The 16,417-nt window shown below is 50.7% G+C and carries 17 protein-coding genes, 1 tRNA gene and 2 pseudogenes; 13 read left to right on the forward strand and 7 right to left on the reverse strand.

What is annotated here, in order from left to right:
- Window positions 1-55: 55 nt before the first annotated feature.
- The gene (locus QMG16_RS16660; RefSeq protein WP_281796056.1) at window positions 56-1,366 is read right to left on the reverse strand and encodes a sigma-70 family RNA polymerase sigma factor; all 1,311 of its coding nucleotides are present in this window, start codon (window positions 1,364-1,366) and stop codon (window positions 56-58) included.
- A gap of 460 nt (window positions 1,367-1,826) precedes the next feature.
- On the opposite strand from QMG16_RS16660, the pseudogene QMG16_RS19685 reads away from it, so the two are divergent.
- Window positions 1,827-1,955, forward strand: a pseudogene (locus QMG16_RS19685) (aspartate racemase); the annotation flags it as partial.
- A gap of 164 nt (window positions 1,956-2,119) precedes the next feature.
- On the opposite strand, the pseudogene QMG16_RS19690 reads toward QMG16_RS19685, so the two are convergent.
- Window positions 2,120-2,230, reverse strand: a pseudogene (locus QMG16_RS19690) (DUF1848 family protein); the annotation flags it as partial.
- Window positions 2,231-2,287: 57 nt separating this feature from the next.
- Complete coding sequence (locus QMG16_RS16670; protein WP_281796059.1) at window positions 2,288-2,833, reverse strand: metal-dependent hydrolase; 546 nt, start codon at window positions 2,831-2,833, stop codon at window positions 2,288-2,290.
- Between QMG16_RS16670 and QMG16_RS19695 the strand changes: the two genes are divergently transcribed.
- Window positions 2,813-3,079 carry an RNA 2'-phosphotransferase gene (locus tag QMG16_RS19695; protein WP_373878686.1) on the forward strand — a complete coding sequence of 89 codons (267 nt, stop codon included), beginning with the start codon at window positions 2,813-2,815 and terminating at the stop codon, window positions 3,077-3,079. The two genes, QMG16_RS16670 and QMG16_RS19695, sit on opposite strands and share 21 nt — an antisense overlap.
- A gap of 29 nt (window positions 3,080-3,108) precedes the next feature.
- Here QMG16_RS19695 and QMG16_RS16675 read toward each other — a convergent pair whose 3' ends face one another.
- The 3 genes from QMG16_RS16675 to QMG16_RS16685 all read right to left on the reverse strand — a co-directional run bounded on the left by QMG16_RS16675 (window position 3,109) and on the right by QMG16_RS16685 (window position 4,032).
- Window positions 3,109-3,318, reverse strand: coding sequence for a hypothetical protein (locus QMG16_RS16675; protein ID WP_281796061.1), 210 nt, complete (start codon window positions 3,316-3,318; stop codon window positions 3,109-3,111).
- A gap of 14 nt (window positions 3,319-3,332) precedes the next feature.
- Complete coding sequence (locus QMG16_RS16680; protein ID WP_281796063.1) at window positions 3,333-3,773, reverse strand: HIT family protein; 441 nt, start codon at window positions 3,771-3,773, stop codon at window positions 3,333-3,335.
- A 67-nt stretch (window positions 3,774-3,840) separates the two neighbouring features.
- Window positions 3,841-4,032, reverse strand: coding sequence for a hypothetical protein (locus QMG16_RS16685; RefSeq protein ID WP_281796066.1), 192 nt, complete (start codon window positions 4,030-4,032; stop codon window positions 3,841-3,843).
- 1,083 nt (window positions 4,033-5,115) lie between these two features.
- Between QMG16_RS16685 and QMG16_RS16690 the strand changes: the two genes are divergently transcribed.
- From QMG16_RS16690 to QMG16_RS16700, 3 genes are read left to right on the forward strand one after another with little or no spacing between them, the layout of a single operon-like run.
- Window positions 5,116-5,490: a hypothetical protein gene (locus QMG16_RS16690; protein WP_281796068.1), complete on the forward strand. Its 375-nt coding sequence runs from the start codon at window positions 5,116-5,118 to the stop codon at window positions 5,488-5,490.
- A 27-nt stretch (window positions 5,491-5,517) separates the two neighbouring features.
- Window positions 5,518-6,102: a hypothetical protein gene (locus QMG16_RS16695; RefSeq protein WP_281796070.1), complete on the forward strand. Its 585-nt coding sequence runs from the start codon at window positions 5,518-5,520 to the stop codon at window positions 6,100-6,102.
- A gap of 30 nt (window positions 6,103-6,132) precedes the next feature.
- Window positions 6,133-7,065: an ADP-ribosylglycohydrolase family protein gene (locus tag QMG16_RS16700; protein WP_281796072.1), complete on the forward strand. Its 933-nt coding sequence runs from the start codon at window positions 6,133-6,135 to the stop codon at window positions 7,063-7,065.
- A gap of 300 nt (window positions 7,066-7,365) precedes the next feature.
- Here the strand turns inward: QMG16_RS16700 and QMG16_RS16705 are convergent.
- Window positions 7,366-7,442: transfer RNA gene (locus QMG16_RS16705), tRNA-Arg, on the reverse strand.
- Window positions 7,443-7,651: 209 nt separating this feature from the next.
- Between QMG16_RS16705 and QMG16_RS16710 the strand changes: the two genes are divergently transcribed.
- The 8 genes from QMG16_RS16710 (at window position 7,652) to fabZ (ending at window position 16,384) form a co-directional block, all read left to right on the forward strand.
- Window positions 7,652-7,819 (forward strand): hypothetical protein, encoded by a 168-nt coding sequence (locus QMG16_RS16710; RefSeq protein WP_281796074.1) that lies wholly within the window; start codon window positions 7,652-7,654, stop codon window positions 7,817-7,819.
- Between the two features lie 145 nt (window positions 7,820-7,964).
- Window positions 7,965-9,458 (forward strand): lysine--tRNA ligase, encoded by a 1,494-nt coding sequence (lysS, locus tag QMG16_RS16715; protein ID WP_281796075.1) that lies wholly within the window; start codon window positions 7,965-7,967, stop codon window positions 9,456-9,458.
- Window positions 9,459-9,465: 7 nt separating this feature from the next.
- Window positions 9,466-10,722, forward strand: a complete 1,257-nt coding sequence (locus QMG16_RS16720; RefSeq protein ID WP_281796076.1) for a lipoprotein-releasing ABC transporter permease subunit — start codon at window positions 9,466-9,468, stop codon at window positions 10,720-10,722.
- Window positions 10,715-11,407: an ABC transporter ATP-binding protein gene (locus QMG16_RS16725; RefSeq protein WP_281796079.1), complete on the forward strand. Its 693-nt coding sequence runs from the start codon at window positions 10,715-10,717 to the stop codon at window positions 11,405-11,407. Before QMG16_RS16720 ends, QMG16_RS16725 begins: the two co-directional genes overlap by 8 nt.
- 163 nt (window positions 11,408-11,570) lie before the next feature.
- Window positions 11,571-14,210: an outer membrane protein assembly factor BamA gene (bamA, locus tag QMG16_RS16730; RefSeq protein ID WP_281796080.1), complete on the forward strand. Its 2,640-nt coding sequence runs from the start codon at window positions 11,571-11,573 to the stop codon at window positions 14,208-14,210.
- A gap of 12 nt (window positions 14,211-14,222) precedes the next feature.
- The gene (locus QMG16_RS16735; protein WP_281796081.1) at window positions 14,223-14,762 is read left to right on the forward strand and encodes an OmpH/Skp family outer membrane protein; all 540 of its coding nucleotides are present in this window, start codon (window positions 14,223-14,225) and stop codon (window positions 14,760-14,762) included.
- A gap of 105 nt (window positions 14,763-14,867) precedes the next feature.
- Window positions 14,868-15,938: a UDP-3-O-(3-hydroxymyristoyl)glucosamine N-acyltransferase gene (gene lpxD, locus QMG16_RS16740; protein ID WP_281796082.1), complete on the forward strand. Its 1,071-nt coding sequence runs from the start codon at window positions 14,868-14,870 to the stop codon at window positions 15,936-15,938.
- A 2-nt stretch (window positions 15,939-15,940) separates the two neighbouring features.
- Window positions 15,941-16,384, forward strand: a complete 444-nt coding sequence (gene fabZ, locus QMG16_RS16745; protein WP_281796084.1) for a 3-hydroxyacyl-ACP dehydratase FabZ — start codon at window positions 15,941-15,943, stop codon at window positions 16,382-16,384.
- Window positions 16,385-16,417: the final 33 nt, after the last annotated feature.

Genomic DNA, 16,417 nt, shown 5'->3' on the forward strand with positions numbered 1-16,417 from the left:
ATTGCGGTGGGCAAAGAAAAGACTTTACCCACCGCAAGAAGTTAACTTTACTCCCTTATTCCAGAAAATTCTTCAACGAGGCCTGCCTGTTGGGATTGCGGAGCTTTCTCAACGCTTTCTTTTCAATCTGACGAATACGCTCTTTGGAAACCTTAAAGCTTTGACCAATTTTCTCCAGAGTTTCAGCGGGTTGCCCATCGATTCCAAAGCGGAGCCTCAAGATTTTTTCTTCCCTCGGCTGCAGGCTGGACAAGAGGACGCGCGTCACCTCGGCAAGTTCTTTATCTGAACACTCATCTACAGGGGATACCGCCCTTTCATCTTCAATGAAATCTCCCAACCTCTGTTCGTCTTCTCCAATGGGAGTTTCAAGGGAAATCGGCTGAGCTGCAAGAGTCAAAACCATTTGAACCTTCTCCAGCGGCAAATCGGCACGCTCTGCAATTTCCTGTGGCGTCGGTTCCCGCCCGTATTCCTTCAAAAGTTCATAGAAGACCTTAAAGAAGAGGTTTTTCATCTCAATGAAATGAACGGGCAAACGGATGGTGCGCGTTTTGTCGTAAATTCCCCGGATGATACTCTGCCGCACCCACCACGTGGCATAAGTACTGAAACGATTTCCCTTGGTATGGTCAAAACGTCCTACCGCCTTGAGAAGCCCGAGATTTCCTTCCTGAATGAGATCGTCGAAACTCATCCCTCGCCCACGGTAACGCTTTGCAATGCTCAACACCAATCGCAAATTGGCTTTGACCATCTCCTGTTTGGACAAATCGATGCTCTTCATGATGGCCCTGATCTCGCTCAGCATTTGAGAGAAGATTGGATTTTCAGGGTTGTCACGAACTCCACGTTCCAACGTTCGCAGGATCACTTTGAGTATTTTGTCGCGCACGCCGGGAAAGCTCTTCTCATGCCCCAGGAGCTTATCGACCTTTTGATGTAAATCCCGAATCAGCTTATCTTGAGAAGAATTTTCCAGTACCAGTTGAACCAGGCGTTCCTGCCCATTTCGAATCGTTTGAGCCAATTCTATTTCACGTTCTTGAGTCAAAAGCGGGTAGCTTGCTACTTCCTTGAGATAATATGTTACATGATCCTCTTCGAAAGTATCCGCTGTAGAAGCCGCCAGCGATTCTTCCTCCTCCTCTTCCTCCTCTTCGGATATTATCTTTCTTTCAAATTCTTCATCATACTCCGCTTGCAGATCCTCCTCATCAATGGAATCCACGAGCGAAAGATCAGGCTCCTTGAATTCGTCCTCTGAAACCTCCTCCCCCATAAATTTTCTGTAATCTCGTTGCCTCTCATCCCCGTTGAAATAATATTTAAAGGGAAGACACGTTTCAGACGAATAGGTTTTCATTTTTCCTCTCCTTTGGTAAGGGAGATGAAGTTGCCAACCAAACCCCACCATATTGCATTGCATCTGTTGACCTTGTTCCCCCACCTTGCTCTGCCTGGTATGAGTGATTCTGCTGAACCTTATTGACAGAGTAAACAAAAAGTATAAATCATTTATGAGTAGAAGTTAAGATCATTTTACCGAATAGTCAATTCCTGAGAAGGCATTTCGAGAAGGGAATTCTCAACTTTTTATTCCATTATTACAAGTAATTAACCCTGGAGCAGGAAGCCTCTTCCATGGAATGCTCGAGGGTAAAAAAAATTCTACAAAACCCTTTGAAAACAGTTTATGCGCAACGGGGGAAAGCCAAAGAACAGGAATCGTATCCTGCCTGTCGGTCGTCCCCGCAGGGCGAGAGGTCCAAAAACAACAGCCGACATTACAAGGGGGTGGTCAAGCCGACTTCGAAGAATGGGATGTCATCGATGAATTGATCGTACGTGGAGCGCAAGGGATCATCCTCGGCTGTACGGAGATCCCCATGCCGATCGGCGGTGAAGACAGCTCGGTTCCTCTTTTCGATACGACTAAGGACCGAAAACTGTAAATATGTGGCCATTTCTTTGTAGGAACGGTTTCCAGCCGTGATAAGAACCGACAACCGCACACCTTGTCGCGGCAGGATGTCGCTCCTACGAAAACGTATGGGTAAATGGCTGCGTAATTACGAAGACCAGCATTAAGATCCATGCGCTTCGGGCGGTGGATTACTGTCCAGAAAACGATTACATCCACATCCGCAGGCTCGAGCGATACCCGTGAGATCTGTTTGGGAGTGAACGGGTTGGGCACAAGGCAGTAGCCTGCTCGAATGAGGTTCATGAACCACTTCGAATAGAAAGCAGGGATGTCCGTGCGGCGACTGGCGCTTAATCATCTTCAGAGCCTTCGCAATGCAGCCCGAATGAACAGTGCGAGCACCATGAGCAGGGTCGATGGAAGCCAGACCCACAGAAGCTCACTTTTCAGGACCATGTAACCCCAATGACTAAAGAATGCTTTGAGACCGATGGGAGAAACCTTGATCGGAGTCCATGGGAAGAAGTACCTCTCGCTATCGAAGGGAGCAAAAAGTGCGATCCCAAGGCCTCCATCAGTCAAAGCATCCAATATCCCGTGGCTTGCAGTCACAAGGAAAAAGAACAGGAAATAGAAGAGCGAGCGCTTCGGTAGAATCTCCGCATCCCGGAGCAATGCAAACGTAACAAGTCCGCTCAAGATCACTGCAAAGGTGAGCGAATGGAAAAAACCTCTGTGTCCAAAGAGGTGATGGTAAGGAATACCGAAGCGGAAGGCCAAGACATCGGCATCGGGAAGAATCGAGCAGACAACCGATGCCAGGTAAAAACCGCGAGGAACATCTGCAGGTGCAAATGCCTTTGCGGCGGCAATGGCAACGAAAGTATGCGAGATTATAGTGGGCACAATAGTCTTTCCCAAAAAAGACTTGAAAATTCAATCCGGCTTGATACGGACAGGAGCCTTTTTCCCTGTCCGCAATGTTCGTCTGTGGAAAAGACGAATGTTGGAATCCGCCACGGAAAGCCTGTGATCCTGATCATCTATTCCGGCCGTATGCAGAAGGATGGTTTCAGCTTCTACAGATCTGACAATGGCGTTTGGCTGGTAGAAAGCGTTCCCGCTGACTGTATTGAATTTCCAAAAGATTGAGGCAAGTTATGCAGCGTAGAGATGTCATTCTATCCTTTGGACCTCCATAGAGCATCCCAAGTGGATGCCAAAGCTGCAGGAATTCCAGGATGCACGTCGCCCTTGAATGCGTCCTCAGGAGAATCAGCCCGAACGGGGATGAAGTCGATGTGGACCACATTGCGGGGCTCGGCTTCGATCCTGTGTTCCACGACGATCTCGGCGATGCGCCATTTCGCATCTTTGGGAATGTAGGTCATGACGATAGCACCAGTCAGGGGCTTGGTGTTGAGCGAATCTGCTCCACAGTTCTACGAAGAGCATCCTGGACCTCTGTGATGTGGGCTTCATCCCTGTACGGATTGCGAGGCCAGAAGAATCCTTTCAGTCCATCTTTCTTCCGCCTGGGGACGATATGGATGTGCAGATGGGGCACGCTCTGGCTGATCCGGTTATTGACTGCAACGAAGGAGCCTTCAGCCGAGAGTCCTGCTTCAACGGCTCTCGCCATCAGTTTGGCATTGGAGAACAGCGGACCGATGATCTCCTCGGGTAGATCGAGCATGGTTGAATAGTGGTGTTTTGGAATCAGGAGGCAGTGTCCGGGGAATAGCGGCCGATGATCCAGAAAGACAAGGGATATGTCATCCTCAAAGATCCTGTGACTCTCCAGTTCTCCTGCAATGATCCTGCAAAATTTGCATGTTCCGGCCATCGATCAATGAACCCCGTCCTCCGTTACCCGAATAGAATGACACCTCCGATCAGTGCCACAGAGCGCATTATGTGGTGCCGCTTCCACTGCACTCCGGGCAATCGATCTTCCCGTCTCCTTCGCACCGCTTACACGCCTGCGGAAGCGGATAGGTCTGCCATTCCCCGAGTGATCTCGCCGGGAGATGGACAGTACCGATTCCGCCGCAATCTTCACAGGGGATAGTTCCCTTTCCTTTGCACTTCCGACATTCCACCATTTTTCCTCCTGAGACTGCACGTCCAACCCAGATGGAGGTTACTCCATTTTCCTGAAATGCTCAAGGACCCACAGACAGGCCAGTTTGGTAGCCCCCAGCCCATTGTCGAACCGGTTGCTCAACTCACTTGATTTGATCGATGACAGATGGCGCGGATTCATCCCAATGCTCTCGGCAAATGCCTTCTGCGTGATCCCTTGTGCCTTCAGACCATTGAAGAGAGAGTCGAGCCTTGTCGCCTGGAGGTATACCTCAGGGCCAATCGCACGTAATTGTTCTGGACATGAGAGCCAAAATGTGTAGCATTTCCCGGGCGAATTTCATACCAAGGAAGGGAGCACATGGAAAAGTCCATGGCACTTCGATCGTGGAGCATTTTTCGTCGGTTCCGGATCCTCGAACCTTGCTGAAAACCCGTCACAATTTGACGAAAATTATTACCATCAGGATCTTCCGCGAAAAACCGGCGTCAAGGCCAGCAGGAAGCGGGCTGGCTGGGACAATGACTACCTGATGCATTTGCTCACGTCGTAAGAATTTCATGCGATTGCCCTGAGCAATGGGGCAGTGTCTGAAAGACATTGGTTACCGACATCAACCTACATGTCCAAAATCATTTTTCACTTTGCCAGTGGTTGACAGCTTGATCTTTTTGTCCGCCAATCTGAAAGACTCTGTGGCTGGCGGTTGCTTGAATGGCAGCCAAGCAAAGCTCTCCTTGGGCCATCCATCGAAAAGGTCGGCTGGACATGCATGGTGGAAAATAATGTCAAATCAGTGGGTTCTGAAAATGGTCGAAAAAAATGAAAACGAATGAAAATATTTTCAATCAAATTGTCTATAATTATTTTATTTTACACAATATTAATATAAATTGCCGATTTTGGGCTACGGTTTTTACCGAAACTTTCGACGTATTAGTATTTTGAGAGCCGTTTTTTTGATGCTGTGGTCGTCATGTAGACTTCCATGCCAGTCCGGCCTCGTTTCACCCCGCCATGTAAGTTCTTTTTTAGAATCATCCACCACAGATAACTTTAAACTTAGTGACTGCCGATTGGCAGAAAGGAAAGGAGTGCCATTATGTGGGTCTTCACACGGGATGGTTTTTTCAGCGTTGTCAAGAAAGAGTGCAAAGCCGATGAGGTGATGGTTCGGGCAAGGCAGAAGTCGGATCTGCTCGGGCTCGGGAAAAAACTAAATCTTACGCTGTGTATCCAGACCGATGCTGGAACCGATTATGCCTTCAGGGCGGTGCTCAAACAGTCGGATTGGGCCGGATACCTCGCGGATGAGGCAATGCTTCTCGACTATGAGAACTTCAAAGGCTCTCTCTCGAAGAAGGATCATGAGCGGCAGAATGCTTATTTCCAGTGTTGGAGGGCGCTCTTGAACTGGCAGGAACAATCTCGACCCAAGAACAGGAATCGCTCCGGAGTCCGTGTGAAAAATGCGTAGCGGTTGTCGTCATGCTGGGAGGAAATCATGAGCGAAGTCATTCCATTTCCAAAGATGCATCAGAATGTGAATATCGACTGGGATCGAGTGGATTCGATTCGCAAGGCGGGGTACCCCAAGGTCCCAAAGAAAGCGATCACCCTTATCCGAAAGATGTTTGAAAACCCCACCAGCAATGAATCGTATTTCGAGATCCATGATTTTGGAGAGGGCTATCCGTTTGATCCAATTTCACTCGCCCCCGTCCAGGGAGACGCCGTCTGGTTGCTGGATCTTCTCGACCGATACGGCGGTGAAATTTCTTATGGACCCCAAACCTGTCTAATCAAAAGGAAGAAGAAAAAGCCGGCCCTCTTTCTCATTCAAAAGATCAGTGCGGAGCTCCTGGAAGCAGTGCATGCTGCGATAGGCCCCGAGTACGAGCATTTCTTGCAGACGAGTCGTTGGGTTGTCTTGGGTCGGGAGGTCAATGAAAAACTGATGATCTTTGTGATCAGAAACAGGGAGGATGAAGCTTTGGTTTATCTGGGAGTGTTTGACCGAAAGACAGCCTTCGTCCTTTTCGCACGCATGGAATCCGGTCGGTCGGTGGAAGAAGTTCTCGACCTGTAGTGTATAACTTTTCATAGCAAAGGAGAAATCATGAACAAACTGGAGAGATATAGAGGGTGCTTGATGGGATTGGCTGTCGGGGATGCCTTGGGAACGACTCTGGAGTTCCGGGCGCCGGGTTCCTTCACTCCTCTGACGGACATGGTGGGGGAAGGCCCCTTCAGGCTGAAGCCGGGGGAATGGACGGACGATACTTCGATGGCTCTTTGTCTGGCCGAGAGTCTCATTGAACGGCGGAGTTTCGATCCGGCGGATCAGATGGAACGGTATCTTCGCTGGTACAGGGAAGGGCATCTCAGCAGCAATGGACGATGCTTCGACATTGGGAACACGGTGAGAGATGCTCTCTTGAAGTTTGAAAGGATGGGTGAACCTTATTGCGGATCAACCCACCCCAGATCGGCTGGGAACGGCTCCATCATGCGTCTTGCACCTGTGCCCCTCTTCTACGCATGCAACCCCGAAGAGGCCATCGAGAAGTCCGGTGAGAGCTCTAAGACGACGCACGGCGCGGCAACGGCTGTGGATGCCTGCCGCTATCTGGGTGCGCTCATCGTTGGAGCACTGAACGGAGCGACGAAGGAAGAGTTGCTTTCATCTCGCTACAGCCCTGCGCCAGGGTACTGGGACGGGCACCCCCTGGTCTCCGAAATCGATGCCATCGCACGAGGCTCTTTTAAATTGAAGAACCCTCCCGAGATCAAAGGGACCGGCTACGTTGTTCAGTCCCTGGAAGCTGCACTCTGGGCCTTCCATCGGAGCGATTCCTTCAAAGAGGGATGTCTCATGGCGGTCAACCTTGGAGACGATGCCGATACCACCGGAGCAGTCTTTGGACAACTGGGAGGGGCCTTTTACGGCGAGCAGGGAATACCTTCTGAGTGGAAAGAAAGACTGGTTGGCCGTCAGCTGATCGATACCTTTGCCGCGAAGCTCTTCGAATTTGCCTCAATGGGTGCTTGAATCTACGGAAGGCATGACACGTCAGGCCGATCATCCTCCAAGGACAAGGGGGCGAAGGGCATTTCTCGGTCATTTTCTTCGCTCCCTTTGAATTTTTCGGAAACTTCCAGGATATCAACGCCCTGCGGGGCGGAGTATGGAATTCCTGTCTCGATCACTGCTCTGCGCAAAGAAAACGAAAAAACACCTCTTGCCGGAAACGGATGTACGCAATGATGAGGAAAACTGCATTGAATGTAGGCAATGTGTACGCAACGAAAAAAGGGGAAACAGGTATAACCTGTAACCCCTTGAATTCCCTGGCACGCCTGAAGGGATTCGAACCCCTGACCTACGGATTAGAAGTCCGTTGCTCTATCCAGCTGAGCTACAGGCGCATTTTTCGGTGGACGGCGAGCAACATGACCGCATGCCGCTCGCATGTTAGATAGTCGTTTTCCCATCCTTTTGTCAATACTCTTCTCGTGAAATTGGCTGCCTCTCGTTTTTTGTTTTGCCTTCTTCCGGAAAACATCTATAAAAAATCAAAAGTTTTTAGGTGCAGAGGCGAAAACCCTCCAGTTCTAAGAAAGGACGGATAGAAGTTATGAATCCCACTACTCGATGGGCCAGTCTGGCGGCAGGATGTATCCTCCTTCTTTATGGAATGAAGATGCTTTATCAGAAAGGGGATTGGGTTCTTGTGGTCATCAGTGCGCTGATCGTGGCATTCAGCGCATTGGGCATCATTAAAGAAAGGAACAAAAAGGAATGAACGGTGGACTTCGCCCTTCAAAGTGAGAATTGCCGGAGGTCGAGGGAATACGCTTGACGTGCTGCAACAAATCATCTAACTTTCGTCCACTTGAGAGGATGCTGAAATTCTGATTTTATTGCTATAGAGAGGGGAAGTGTCGGATATGGACGATCTCAATGTGGTCATGCGGGAACGGATTCAAAAGGCGGAGGAAATGGAAAAGGGTGGGGTGGTTCTGTACCCCAATGGATACAATGTTCCCCATCACATTAAAGATCTCATCGAGGCTTTCAAAGACAAGACCAGTGAAGAGCTTGAAGCCGAGCCGTCTTCCTCCTTTACCATCGCCGGGCGCATTCTTTCCGTGCGATCTTTTGGAAAATCCACCTTCATGCATCTTCTGGACGCAGAAGGGAAGATTCAGATCTACCTGCAGCAGAATCATTTGGGAAAAGAACTTTATGCCTTCGCCAAAAAGCTCGATATCGGTGACATTGTCCGTGTTTCCGGGACTCTTTTCCGCACCAAGACCGATGAATTGACCCTTGCGGTCAAGGAACTCCATCTTCTTAACAAGAATCTGCGTCCGCTTCCGGAAAAATATCACGGCCTCAAGGACGTCGAGACACGGTACCGCCAGCGTTATGTGGATCTCATCGTCAACGAATCGGTTCGGGAAACTTTCAGAAGACGGGCGAAAATCGTTCAGACCATCCGGCAATTCCTGAGCGACCGAGGATTTCTCGAGGTGGAAACCCCCATGATGCAGGCTGTTCCCGGTGGAGCCACCGCCAAGCCTTTCAAGACTTACCACAATGCTTTGGACATGGATCTTTACCTGCGCATCGCTCCGGAGCTCTATCTCAAGAGGTTGCTCGTAGGGGGATTCGAGCGTGTTTTTGAACTCAATCGGAACTTTCGCAACGAAGGAATTTCCACACAGCACAATCCCGAATTCACCATGGTGGAGTTCTATCAGGCTTATGCAACGTACGAAGACCTGATGGCGCTCACGGAAGAGCTCTTCGTCACACTTGCAGAGACGGTAAATGGCGGTAAACTTCAAATCGAATACCAGGGCCAGGAGATCGACTTCACGCCTCCCTGGAAGCGGTACCGTCTGCTGGATGCCGTTGTGGAGCTGGGGAATGTTCCGCGTTCCGCCCTGGAAGATCCAAAAGAGATCTTCGATGTGGCCAGGTCCATGGGGATCGAGGTGCATCGTTTCGAAGGGCAGGGAAAACTGCTGACCAAAATTTTTGATGTGGCCGTGGAGCCGAAACTCATCCAACCCACCTTCATCACTCACTATCCCGTTGAGGTTTCCCCTCTCTCCCGCAAGAGCGATGCGGACCCGAATGTTACGGACCGTTTTGAACTCTTTATGGCAGGCCGAGAGATGGCGAACGCTTTTTCGGAGTTGAACGATCCCCGCGATCAAAGGGCGCGTTTTTCCGACCAGCTCCAGGCGCGGCAGGCGGGCGATGAAGAAGCCCATTATATGGATGACGACTATATCCGTGCCCTGGAATATGGAATGCCTCCGGCAGCGGGTGAAGGCATCGGCATTGACAGGGTGGTGATGTTGTTCACCGATTCGGCGTCCATCCGTGACGTGATCCTTTTCCCTCACTTGAGGCCAGAAAAGAAGATCTGATACACCTATGACGTTTGAACTTTTTGTCAGTCTGCGCTACCTCCTGGCAAAGCGCCGTCAGACTTTTATTTCGCTCATCACGCTCATTTCCATTGCCGGAGTTGCAGTGGGAGTAACGGCCCTTATCGTGGTGCTGGCGGTCATGAACGGTTTTCAAGAAGACCTTCGAACCCGCATTCTTGGAATCACTTCCCACATCGTGGTGGGAAGCTTCAATGGCGCCATATCCGATTATCGCAACATCAATGCTGAAATCGAACAAGAACCCGGGGTGGTTGCAGCCACTCCTTTCATTTATACCCAGGTGATGATCAGTTCCGGTAAGAGTGTTTCGGGAGCTGTTCTTCGGGGTATCGATCCACAGACAGCCTTCAGGGTCATCAATATTCAAGACAATATGATTCGGGGCAGTTTGGGGGATCTGCGGCCGCCGCAGCCTTCGGAAGGCGCCGGAGATGCCTCCGGTGCGGCGCAGCCCGGAATCATTCTGGGAAGCGAGTTGGCCAACAACCTGGGGGTTCGGCAGGGCGAATGGGTCACCGTTATTTCCCCTTCAGGGCGGCTCACCCCCATGGGGCAGGTCCCCAAGAGCAAACTCTTTCAGGTAGTGGGGATCATCCAGGCGGGCATGTACGAATATGACAGCACGCTTGCCTACATCAATATGGAGATCGCTCAGCAGTTCCTGGGGACCGGGGATTCCGTGACGGGCATCGAGGTCAAAGTGAAGGACATTTACAAGGCCCGCCAGGTCGCGGATGCATTGCGGTCCCGTTTGAAGCAATCCTTCTGGGTGCGTGATTGGATGCAGATGAATCAGAACCTTTTTTCTGCGCTCAAACTCGAAAAAGTGGTGATGTTCATCATTCTGACCTTGATCATTCTGGTGGCTGCGTTCAATATCGTGAGTTCCCTCATCATGCTGGTGATGGAAAAGACGCGGGACATTGCCATCATGAAGGCCATGGGGGCCACGACCGCCAGCATTCGAAAGATTTTTGTGCTGGAAGGGTTTCTTATAGGTGTGTCGGGAACGATCCTGGGGCTCCTGGGGGGATTCGGCCTCTGCACCCTGTTGAAAAAGTACCAATTCGTTGAACTGCCGCGAGACGTCTATTTTCTTTCGACTCTCCCCGTGAATATGGAAGCGGCGGACGTGGGATTGATCGCATTGTCTGCGATCCTCATCAGTCTGACGGCAACACTTTATCCCTCGCGCAAGGCTGCGAAACTGGAACCCTCGGAAGCCCTTCGCTATGAATAACCTAAACCATCCCGTAGAAGTGCAAACGTTGGGTCTCACGAAGGTTTTCGGCAGCGGTGTGCATTCCATCGAGCTTTTCAGGGACCTGGATTTTGTCCTGCGCAAAGGGGAACGCATCGCCATCGTCGGTGCCTCGGGAGCCGGAAAGTCCACTCTGCTCCACATCATAGGAACATTGGAAAAACCCAGCAGCGGAAAAGTACTCTATGGGGGGAAGGATATCTTTCTCTCCGACGAGCGGGAACTGGCGCGGTTCCGAAATCGGCACATCGGCTTTGTTTTCCAGTTTCATTACCTTTTGCCGGAGTTCAATGCCCTGGAAAACGTGATGATGCCCGGTCTGATAGCGGGCTTGCCACGGGGAGAGATCCAGTCGCAGTCTCTGGCTCTGCTGGAGCGTTTGGGGCTCTCCAGCCGTATTCGGCATCGGGTGGGGGAACTTTCAGGAGGAGAACAGCAGCGAGTAGCCGTGGCGCGTGCACTTCTTCTGCGGCCGAGCCTCTTTCTGGCGGATGAGCCCAGCGGTAACCTGGACAGCCGAACGGGGCGGACGCTGCATGAACTGTTGGTCTCTCTCAATGAAGAGCTTGGTTTGACGATGGTGATCGTGACTCATAATGTGGAGTTGGCTTCTATGATGCAAAGAACTTTTCGACTGGCGGATGGGCAACTGAGGGAAGAATGAGCGTTGTCGAAAGCTGCGTTCTGTTTATGAATGATTCATTGCGTCCATTGATATGATAAGAAATTTTGCCTTTAATCTCCTGAAATCCAGAAGTGGTAGGAGCGATGGCCTTCGAGGGCCGGTCAGTCGGGGAATCGGGCTATAACGGGGGGGGGAAAACTTCATGCGCAAGTTGTGGATGATTCTATGTCTTATTGGGATGAGTTCCATCTCGTGGGCTCAGGACAGCACCCCAAGCGTTGCATTACTGCCTTTCACGATCCATAGCAAACAAGATACGGTCAAGACACAGAAAACGATCATTGATCTGCTGGTGCGTCAACTCAATGCGGAAGGCGTTAAGACCGTCGATCCTCAGGAAGTGGAAAAAATCGTTCGACCAGGTGAATCCGTGCAGATGGAAGACCAGGCGCGCTCCATCGGAAGGCGGCTCTCCGCAGGGTATGTCGTGACGGGCAGCCTGAACGAAATCGGCAACAACATCAGCCTGGATGCCAAACTGATCGATGTTTCAGGCGCCAAGAAAACGGAACCGCTTTTTGCCGAAGAAAAGGGAATGGAAAACCTCGCCGCCGCTATCAACCAGATCATACAGCAGATGGCGGTTCATCTTCTGGCCAAGGCGGTCATTGCAGATGTGAAGATCCAGGGCAACGAGCGCATCGAAGCTGAAGCCATCAAGTTGAATATCAAGAGCAAGAAGGGGGAACTCCTCCGTTCGGAACAGGTGGCCGAAGATATCAAAGCCATATACAAGATGGGTTATTTCGAGAAGGTCGACGTGGAGGTGACCGACACATCGGCCGGCAAAGTCCTGACCTTCGTATTGCAGGAAAATCCCACGGTCCAGGAAGTGCGCATCAAGGGCAACAAAAAGATCAAGGAAAAGGATATCCTCGCAGCTATCGGCACCAGGCAGTACACGATCCTGCAAAAGAACGTGGTTGCCGAAGATGTACAGAAAATCTTGAAGCTTTACAGCCAGAAAGGCTATTACAACGCCGACGTGAAGACGCAGATCGAGTTTCCCAAAGATCCCCGAAAAGCGACGGTGGTCTTCGACATCGATGAAAAGAATAAGGTTTACATCAAGAAGATTTCCTTTACGGGGAACAAGAGTTTCTCGGGGCGCAAACTTCGTGGCATCATGCAGACCAAACAGAAGAGCGTGCTCTCCTGGGTCACCGATCGAGGCATTCTGCAGAAAGACATTATGGAAACGGATACGGATCGTTTGACCGTCTTCTATCATGATAAAGGGTTTATGGATGCCAAAGTGGGCACCCCTGAAATAACCCGCCGCGATGATGGTTTTTATATCAATATTCCCATAGATGAAGGGGAACGGTATAAGGTTACGAGTGTCAAGGTTTCCGGTGACCTGATCAAGGATGAGGAAAAGATCAAAGAGGATCTGAAATCGAAATCCGGTGAATATTTCAGTCGTGAAAAACTGCGTGAAGATATTGACTTTCTCAGCAAGAGCTACATGAACGAAGGGTATGCCTACGTGCAGGTGGATCCCGAAGTGAAGCGCAACGCAGAAGACCAGACGGCAGACATCACCTACAATATAAAAAAAGGGGAACTGGTGCATATCGGGAGAATCTACATCACCGGCAACACCAAGACTCGAGACAAGGTGATTCGGCGTGAAATGAAGCTGGCGGAAGGGGATACCTTCAATTCGACTAAAATGGAAGAGAGCATGACGAACCTCAAGAAGCTCGACTATTTTGAAGATGTGGAAATCACTCCTTCTCGAGGGGAACAATCCGATATCATGAATCTCAATGTCAAGGTGAAGGAAAAGCTCACCGGAGCCATCAGTGTGGGTGGCGGTTTTTCTTCGGACGACGGGCTCTTTGCCAGTGGTGAAATCATGCAGCGCAACCTCTTCGGAAGAGGGCAGTCGCTGGGCTTCAAGGCCTATCTGGGCCAGGACGCTTCGCGTTATGTCGCCAGCTTCACGGAACCGTGGCTTTTCGACAGGCATATCATTGCCGGGATCGACGTTTATGACTGGCTCAGGGAATACAACGATTTTACAAAGGATGCCATCGGGTTTAGAATCCGGACGGGTTATCCCTTTGGAAACTACAGCCGGTTGAATACCTATTACACGTTTGAAGATGCCGATGTTACGGATGTAGCGGATACGGCTTCAGTGTACATCAAATCTCAGGAGGGACGCCGCATCAAAAGCAGCATTACCATGGGCGTCGAGCGGGATACGACCAATCATCCCTTCCTGCCCACCAAGGGTACCATCAATGCGGTCTCTATGGAATTCTCCTCCCAGTACCTGGGCAGCGACAGCGATTTTATCAAGAGCGAAGTGCATTCGGGTTGGTATTTCCCGATTTACTGGAAGTTGGTGGGATTTGTGAGGGGGGAGTTTGGGTATATCGACGAAACGGATCCGGATAATCCCGTCCCCATCTATGAACGGTTTTTCCTGGGCGGAATCAATTCACTGCGTGCGTTCGACTGGGGGGATGTCGGCCCCAAGGATGAGCAGGGGGAGGTCATTGGCGGCTTGACCTATGGCGTGGCCAACTTTGAAGTCCTTTTCCCACTGATTGAAAAGCTGGGTGTACGGGGTGTTGTCTTTTTTGATGCGGGCAACGCTTATAACGATATTGACGAATTTGATGTGTCGAATTTCAGGACCGATGCCGGTGCAGGCATTCGATGGAATTCTCCGTTTGGACCTCTTCGCATCGAGTGGGGCTACAATTTGGACCCCGAACCCGGCGAAGACAATTCGAAATGGCAGTTTTCAGCAGGTGCATTTTTCTAAGGAGCGGAATGAATGAAAAAGAGAATCTCAGGTTGGTGGATCTTATTGGTGCTTGGCATTTTTGTTGTTTCCTCTTCAACCGTTTGGGCTGCGTCGTCCCCCAAGATCGGATATTTTGAGTTGCCGACAGTCTTGCAGCAATCCCGCTGGGGAAAGCAGTCCAATGAAGAATTTAAGAGGGAGGGAGATTCCATCAAAGCGGATGTCGACCGTAAGGTGCAGGCCTTTAAAACCGCCAAGGAAGAGTTCGACAAAAAGAAGGATGTATTGGACGAGAAGACCAAGGCAAAGAAAATCAAGGAGCTTCAGGCTCTTCAGCAGGAAGGCGAGAAGCTCCTGATGGAATCCAACGCGAAGATGAGCAAGCTTTCCAATGAACTGACAGGGCCTCTGGTCGACAAGGTGCTTGAAATCGTTCGGAGGATCGGAAAAGAAGAGAAGTACGATTACATTTTTGAACGTGAAAAAGCCGGAATCGTTTTTGCCGATGACAAGGAAAACTTGACGAGGCGCGTGATCGACGAGTTGGATAAAGTAGCTCCCCACAAATAGGCAACAAAAATAGATACCGGGCAGCGAGCTTCAGAACCGGAAGAGTTGATAGACCTCAACTCTTCCGGTTTTTGGTCGTTGGCTACTGGAACCGGAATTTTGTTCATGACAGAGAGTGACAACAGAAATAATAAGAAGAAGTCATTTTCGTTGGGGGAGCTGGCCGGGCATTTGAGAGCTGCCGTCAAAGGAAACCCGGAAATCCGCATCGAAGGAGTGGGCTCCCTTGAGGATGCTTGTCCCGGCCAGCTGAGCTTCATTTCCGATAAAAAGTACCTATCCCTTTTATCCCAAACCAAAGCATCTGCTTTGATCGTGTCCCCAGCCCTTCAAGACATCGATTTTCCCCTTCTGGTATGCAAGCAGCCCTATCTTGCTCTGGCCAGGGTTGGGCAGCTTTTCGTGGAGCCGCCTTTTCTCCCCCCTGGAATTCATGATAGCGTCTGCCTCGGAGAAAACATTCAGTTGGGGGAGGATGTTCGCGTCGGTCCCCTAGTGCAAATCGGGAATCATTCTGAGATCGGCCGTGGTACCCGTATTTACGGGGGAGCCTATATCGGGGCCGGAGTCAGCCTGGGGCAGGATTGTCTCATTTACCCGGGTGTAACCATTTTGGATGGGTGTCGCATCGGAAACCGGGTCACCATACACTCGGGGACAGTCATTGGAGCGGACGGATTTGGATTCGCGCAGGATGAAGAGGGGCATCACGTGAAAATTCCCCAGGTGGGGATCGTTCAGATCGATGATGATGTGGAAATTGGTGCCAACTGCACCATCGACCGGGCCACTTTCGGGCGGACATGGGTGCAGCGGGGAACGAAAATAGACAATCTGGTCATGCTGGCACACAATGTCGTGGTGGGAGAGCATTCCATCATCGTGTCCCAGGTTGGAATCTCCGGAAGCACTCGCCTCGGAAAACATGTGATTTTGGCAGGCCAGGTGGGAGTCGTCGGGCACATAGAAATCGGCGATGGAGTTCGCATTGGAGCCAAGGCGGGAGTGAGCCGTTCGATCAAGGCCGGCCAGGATGTGGCGGGAATTCCTGCTCTGCCCCACAGGGAATGGCTTAGGGTCATGGGAAATTTGAGGCGCCTTCCACAATACAAGGATGAACTCATGGACCTCAAGAAGAAGATCGCTGAACTCGAAGCATCTTTGCACAGGGAATGATCATGGATATTCTGGAAATTCTTAAAATTTTACCTCACCGCTATCCATTTTTGCTGGTGGACCGTGTGCTGGAAAGCACATCCGAAGAATTGGTGGCGCTCAAGAATGTAACGATCAACGAACCCTTTTTTCAGGGCCATTTTCCCGTTCAACCCATTATGCCCGGTGTTCTCATCGTGGAAGCGCTGGCCCAGGCGGGGGGAATTCTCGCTTTTGAAAAACTGCCGGAACTGAAATCCAATGCGGTCTATTTCATGGGAATGGACAAGGTGCGGTTCCGCAAACCCGTGCGTCCCGGCGATCAGTTGATTTTGAAGCTGAAAATGCTCAAACAGCGTGGAGTCGTTTTCAAGATGCAGGGGGAAGCCTACGTCGACAATCAGCTTGTGGCGGAGGCGGAGCTCATGGCGACTATTGATCAGGGAAAGCCGGAAAAGAGTGAGTGAAGCCGGCTGAAACAAGCGGGTGTTCATCCTCAA

Origin of the sequence: Desulforhabdus amnigena (assembly GCF_027925305.1) — a bacterium.
Lineage (GTDB): Bacteria > Desulfobacterota > Syntrophobacteria > Syntrophobacterales > Syntrophobacteraceae > Desulforhabdus > Desulforhabdus amnigena.